6 protein-coding genes are annotated in these 6,000 nt (G+C 70.5%); all 6 read left to right on the top strand.

Features of this window, described 5'->3' with window-relative positions:
- Positions 1-283 precede the first annotated feature (283 nt).
- Entirely contained in the window at positions 284-1,015 is a 732-nt protein-coding gene (locus IMZ11_RS28350) for a PIG-L deacetylase family protein (RefSeq protein WP_228645494.1), read from the top strand.
- A 10-nt stretch (positions 1,016-1,025) separates the two neighbouring features.
- The gene (locus IMZ11_RS28345; protein ID WP_228645492.1) at positions 1,026-1,727 is read left to right on the top strand and encodes a 4-carboxy-4-hydroxy-2-oxoadipate aldolase/oxaloacetate decarboxylase; all 702 of its coding nucleotides are present in this window, start codon (positions 1,026-1,028) and stop codon (positions 1,725-1,727) included.
- Positions 1,724-2,518, top strand: a complete 795-nt coding sequence (locus IMZ11_RS28340; protein ID WP_228645490.1) for an NAD(P)-dependent oxidoreductase — start codon at positions 1,724-1,726, stop codon at positions 2,516-2,518. Before IMZ11_RS28345 ends, IMZ11_RS28340 begins: the two co-directional genes overlap by 4 nt.
- Positions 2,515-3,690, top strand: a complete 1,176-nt coding sequence (locus IMZ11_RS28335; RefSeq protein WP_228645488.1) for a 4-oxalomesaconate tautomerase — start codon at positions 2,515-2,517, stop codon at positions 3,688-3,690. The genes IMZ11_RS28340 and IMZ11_RS28335 overlap by 4 nt, the downstream gene beginning before the upstream one ends.
- Positions 3,691-3,758: 68 nt before the next feature.
- Entirely contained in the window at positions 3,759-4,712 is a 954-nt protein-coding gene (locus IMZ11_RS28330; RefSeq protein ID WP_228645486.1) for a VOC family protein, read from the top strand.
- A gap of 101 nt (positions 4,713-4,813) precedes the next feature.
- Entirely contained in the window at positions 4,814-5,482 is a 669-nt protein-coding gene (locus IMZ11_RS28325; protein WP_228645484.1) for a GntR family transcriptional regulator, read from the top strand.
- Positions 5,483-6,000: the final 518 nt, after the last annotated feature.

Genomic DNA, 6,000 nt, shown 5'->3' with positions numbered 1-6,000 from the left:
GCCAGACGAAGTCTCCTGGATGAGCGGTGATGACCAGCAGGGGTCCCTTGGTCGGCATACCCGTCCCCGTCCGTCCCCGATCAGGACGCCCCATCGACTGCGACCGGTTTCTCCCGTGTCGATGCAATTTCCGGCACGGGTTGTGACGAACAGATAGTTGGGCATATTGTTGACAATCTCGTAGCTAATCGCGTTGGCGACCCCCGGGACCTGTTCGGGCCACGTTGTCTCGATCATGTGGACGATCTGGCGGTGTCGCCGCCCGGACAGGAGAAGGACGGGTATGCCGACCAAGGGACCCCTGCTGGTCATCACCGCTCATCCAGGAGACTTCGTCTGGCGCGCCGGTGGGGCCATCGCGCTGGCCACCCAGAGCGGGCAGCGCGCCGTGATCGCCTGTCTCAGCTTCGGCGAGCGTGGCGAGTCCGCGAGCCTGTGGCGCGAGGGACACAGCTTGGACGAGGTCAAGGCGGTCCGGCGTGAGGAGGGTGAGAAGGCGGCCGGCGCGTTGGGCGCCGAGGTGGTCTTCTTCGACGCGGGTGACTACCCGTTGGTCGAGACGCCGGAGCTGACCCGGTCACTGGTCGACCTGTACCGGAGCCTGCACCCGTCCGTCGTGCTGACGCACGCGCCGAACGACCCGTACAACATCGATCACCCCGTCGCCGGACAGATCGCACTCCGGACGCGGATCCTCGCGCAGGCCGCCGGGGTGCCGGGTGACGGCGAGGTGATCGGCGCTCCCCCGGTGTTCTGCTTCGAGCCGCACCAGCCGGAGGTGTGCGACTTCCGGCCCGACGTCCTGCTGGACATCACGCCGGTGTGGGAGCTGAAGCTCTCGGCGATGCGGAGTCTCGGCGCGCAGGGCCACCTGGTGGAGTACTACAGCGATCTGGGCCGCCGTCGCGGGGTGCAGGCCAAGCGCAACAGCGGGCCGAACCTGGGGCTGCCCGTGGATACGTACGCCGAGGCCTACCAGCGGGTCTACCCGCAGGTCACCTCCGAGCTGGACTAGGAGGGCTCCCATGGCAGGGCACTATGTCGTACGAAACGTGCCACGGCCCGACCCGGAGGTGGTCAGAGGACTGCGCGACGCCGGGGTGGCCACGGTGCACGAGGCGGCGGGCCGTACGGGCCTCGTGGCCCCGGCCGTCCGCCCCCGGCAGGACGGCGCGGTGATCGCGGGTTCCGCGGTCACGGTGTCGAGCCACCCCGGCGACAACCTGATGATCCACGCGGCGGTGGAGATGTGCCGGGAGGGGGACGTCCTCGTGGTGACGACGACCTCCCCCTCGACCGACGGCATGTTCGGCGACCTGCTCGCGGCGTCGCTGCTCTCGCGGGGAGTGGCGGGCATCGTGACGGACGCCGGGGTGCGTGACATCGCCACCCTGCGCGCGATGGGGTTCCCCGTCTGGGCGCGCGCCGTCTCGGCGCAGGGCACCGTCAAGGCGAGCCCCGGCTCCGTCAACGTGCCGGTCGTCTGCGGTGGCCAGGTGGTACGGCCCGGCGACGTCGTGGTGGCCGACGACGACGGGGTCATGTGCGTGCCGGCCGCGTCGGCCGCGGACGTGCTGGCCCGGGCCCGGACCCGGATCGCGGCCGAGGAGGACAAACGGGCGGCCCTGCGTTCCGGGGTGCTCGGCGTCGACATGTACGGCCTGCGCGAGCTGCTGTCCCGGCTGGGCGTCAGCTATGTCGACGACCTCCCCGAGGAGGACGCGTGAAGCCGCGCGTCGCCCTGCTCGGACTCGGTGAGGCCGGTTACGCGATCGCCTCGGGGCTCTGCGCCCACGCGCACGTCACCGGCTTCGATCCCGCGTGGACGGGACGCCCGGTCGACTTCACCGTCACGGAGACCCCCGCCGAGGCCGTGGCCGGGGCACAGGTGATCATCGCGCTGACGGCGGCCGCCGACGCGCCCGGCGCGCTGGAGTCCGCACTCGGGCACACCGCGTCCGACGCCGTCTACCTCGATCTGGCCACCGCCAGCCCGGATCTCAAGCGCGAGCTGGCGGCCACCGCGACCGCGCACGGGCTGACCTTCGCCGAGGGCGTCCTGATGGCACCCGTGCTCCGGCTGCTGGTGAGGACCCCCGTCCTGGCCGCCGGTCCAGGCGCCGGACGGGCCACCGAGCTGCTGTCCGCCTGCGGGATGGACATCACCTCGCTCGGTGCGGAGGTCGGCCAGGCGGCGGCGCGCAAACTGCTGCGCAGCATCGTGGTGAAGGGCCTGACCGCCCTGATGGTCGAGTCGTTGCGGGTGGCGGAGGCGCAGGGGCTCGGGGAATGGTGTCACGACCATCTGGTCGACACCTTGACCGAGCTCGACGGCGACGTGATCCGCAGGCTCCTCGACGGCACCGTGCTGCACAGTGAACGCCGCGTGGCCGAGATGGAGGCGGCCGTCCGGATGGCCAGGTCGGCCGGGGAGTCCGCGGCGATGACCCTGGCCACCGTCGAGGTCCTGAAGTCGGTGTCCGGCCGGGGCGTTCCGCGGTTGGGGACGGCGCCGTGAACACCGTGGAAGAGATCGACGACGCGGGGATCCGGTGCATGCTGATGCGCGGCGGAACCTCGAAGGGCGCCTACTTCCTCGCGGAGGACCTGCCCGCCGATGAGGACCGGCGCGATGACCTACTGCTGCGGTTGATGGGCTCGCCCGACGCCCGGCAGATCGACGGGATCGGCGGCGGCCATCCGCTGACGAGCAAGGTGGCCGTCATCTCCCGCTCCTCGGACCCCCGCGCGGACGTCGACTACCTGTTCCTGCAGGTACAGGTCACCGAGGCCGGCGTCTCGGCGCGGCAGACCTGCGGCAACCTCCTGGCCGGCGTCGCGCCGTTCGCCATCGAGCGCGGGCTGGTCCCGGTGGACGGCGACACGACCCGGGTCCGCATCCGCATCCTCAACGGGGGTGGCGCGGCGACCGCCACCGTGGACACCCGTGACGGCCGGGTGAGGTACGCGGGCGGCACGCTCATCTCGGGCGCGCCGTTCCCGTCCGCGCCGGTGACCCTCTACTTCGAGGGAACGGAGGGCGCGACGTGCGGCGGTCTCCTGCCCACCGGTTCCGTACGGAACGAGATCGCCGGCGTGGAGACGACCTGCGTCGACAACGGCATGCCCGTGGTGGTGATGGCCGCCAGGTCACTCGGGGTGACGGGGTACGAGTCCCCCTCCGAACTGGAGGGCGACGCGACGCTGAAGGCGAAGGTCGAGGAGATCCGGCTGCGGGCGGGCGAGCTGATGGGGCTGGGCGACGTGCGGGAGACCACGGTGCCCAAGATGACCCTGGTGGCCGCACCCCGTGACGGGGGCACCATCTCGACCCGGACCTTCATCCCGCACCGGGTCCACACCTCCATCGGTGTCCTGGGTGCGGTCTCGGTCGCCACCGCCGTACTCGTCGAGGGCTCGGTCGCCGCCGAGGTGGCCGCCGAGGTGGCCGCCGAGGTGGCCGCCGAGGCCGGCGCCCATGTCGGCGCCCATGTCGGCGCCGGGGTCGCCGCACGCACGGCATCGGGAGCCACCCTGCGGATCGAGCACCCGACCGGCTTCTTCGACGCCTCCGTCGAGGTGTCCGGGAGCGGGACGGCCCTGCGCGTCCGCCGCTCCGGAGTGGTGAGCACCGCGCGCAAGCTCTTCGACGGCCGGGTCTGGCCGCGCCGGGCCGACCCCCGGCGGTGAATCCGCAGTTCTGAGAACGCAGGCGCCGCGAGCCGCCTGAACCATGGCACCGACCGAGAGGAGATCCGATGCAGTCAGCGGCATTCGGCGACATCGCCCACCTGGGATCCGTCGAGATTTTCAGCCCCGTGCCGGAGGAGACCCGCGACTTCTTCGTGAACCTGATGGCGATGAAGGAGATCCACCGGGAGGGCGACTCGATCTACGTGCACTCGTGGGACGACTACGAGCGCTACACCGTGAAGATCACCGGCAGGGACCGGGCCGGCGTCGGCCGTACGTTCCTGCGGGCGGCCGGCCCGCAGGCGCTGAGCCGCCGGGTCGAGGCCGTCGAGGCGGCCGGACTCGGCTCCGGGTGGAGCGAGTCGGAGTTCGGGCTCGGGCCCGTCTACCTCTTCACCGACCCGGACGGCCACGACATGGGTCTGTATTACGAGACGGAGCGGTACGTCGCGACCGAGGAGCACCGGCCGTCGTTGAAGAACCAGGCCTCGGCCTTCCCCGGGAGAGGCGCGAACGTCCGGCGTCTGGACCACGTGAACTTCCTCGCCTCGGACGTGGCGGCGGCCGGCGACTTCGTGACCGGCGCGCTGGGAGCGCGGCCCACGGAGCAGATCGTGAACGACGACGGCTCCCCCGCCGCCGTGTGGTTCTCGGTCTGCAACAAGTCCTACGACCTCGTGTACACCTCCGACTGGAGCGGCGCGCGGGGACGCCTGCACCACGTGGCGTTCGCGACCGACACCAGGGAGGACATTCTGCGGGCGGCCGACGTCTTCCTCGAGGCGGGCATCCACATCGAGACCGGCCCGCACAAGCACGCCATCCAGCAGACGTTCTTCCTCTACGTCTGGGAGCCCGGCGGCAACCGCGTCGAGCTGTGCAACGCCGGCGCCCGGCTGATCCTGGCCCCCGACTGGGAGGTCATCACGTGGACGCAGGCGGAGCGCGCCAAGGGGCAGGCGTGGGGGCTGAAGACCATCGATTCGTTCCACACCCACGGCACGCCCGTGATCGAGTGATGCCCGCCGCCGCCCGTACGACATCCGGTCACGATTTGGTCACCTAGAATGTCGCCAACCACAACAGCGCCGTTCCGCGGCACCGACACGGGAGGAAGATCATGAAGGCGGTCGACCCCCAAGAGCTGGTCGTGAAGATCCGCCGATCGGTGCTGGACGGGCACTTCGCCGCCGGGCAGCGCCTCGTCGAAGCCGAGCTGTGCGACCTTTACCAGGTCAGCCGGTCCACCGTGCGACAAGCACTGCGAGAGCTCGTCGCCGACGGCCTCGTCGAGGTGCAGCGCAACAAGGGCGCGCGGGTCCGCGTGATCTCCACGGCCGAGGCGGTGGAGATCACGGAAGTGCGGATGGTGCTCGAGGGCCTGCTGGCGGCGAAGGCGGCCGAGCGGGTGACGCCCGGGCAGGCCGACAGGCTGCTCCAGATCAGGCATGCGATGCGCGAGAGGGTCGAAGGGCACGATCCGCTGGCCTACTCCGAGCTCAACGCGTCCCTGCACGCCCTCATCCAGGAGATCGCGGGCCAGGAGACCGCCCGCACCATCCTCCTCCGGCTGCAGGGCCAGCTCGTCCGCCACCAGTTCCGCCTGGCCCTTCAGCCGGGCCGGTCCACCGTCTCCCTCGGGCAGCACGAGAAGATCGTCGACGCCATCGTGGCGCGGGACCCCGCGGCCGCCGAGGCAGCCATGCGCGAGCACCTGCGCGATGTGATCACCCAGATCTCGAAGTCCACGACGCCCCATGTCGAGGCGGCGGTGCTGGCCAAGTCCTGAGATCCCGGGACTCGCGCGCCCTCGTCCTCGTATCCCCTCCACTCGTATCCCCTCCACTCGTATCCCCTCCACTCGTATCCCCTCCACTCGCGAACCCCCACTCGCGACCCTCCTACTCGTGAGTGAACCCCTCATCTGAAGGCCACGGCCGTCCGCGCCGGAGGTCTCTTTCGGCATGCCCCAATACGTCCATAGAGTGCCGACAAATTTGGCGCAGCTCTTGGTAAACAAATCGTTGACAATCGCGTACATAATTCATAGCATCGGCCTCACAAACGAGCGGTGCCATCGGGGAAGGCAGCCATCGGTCGGCTGCCGTCTCGCGACCGCCCTCCGCGGTCGCCGGGCGGGCACCGCGCTACGCGCCCGAACGTTCGGCCCGCTCTCCTCTGGGGACCGGCAGTGCGACCAGCGTCGTCCTGCGCGGTGGAACGGTGGAGGGGAACGCGCCGATCCGAAGGCCTCGTCCGGCCGTGACGAGCGCCGACGTCAACTCCTCACCCCCGACCGACGTCCTG

The sequence above is a fragment of the Microtetraspora sp. AC03309 genome (assembly GCF_020826795.1).
Lineage (GTDB): Bacteria > Actinomycetota > Actinomycetes > Streptosporangiales > Streptosporangiaceae > Microtetraspora > Microtetraspora glauca.
This window is presented reverse-complemented; position numbering and strand designations above follow the sequence as displayed.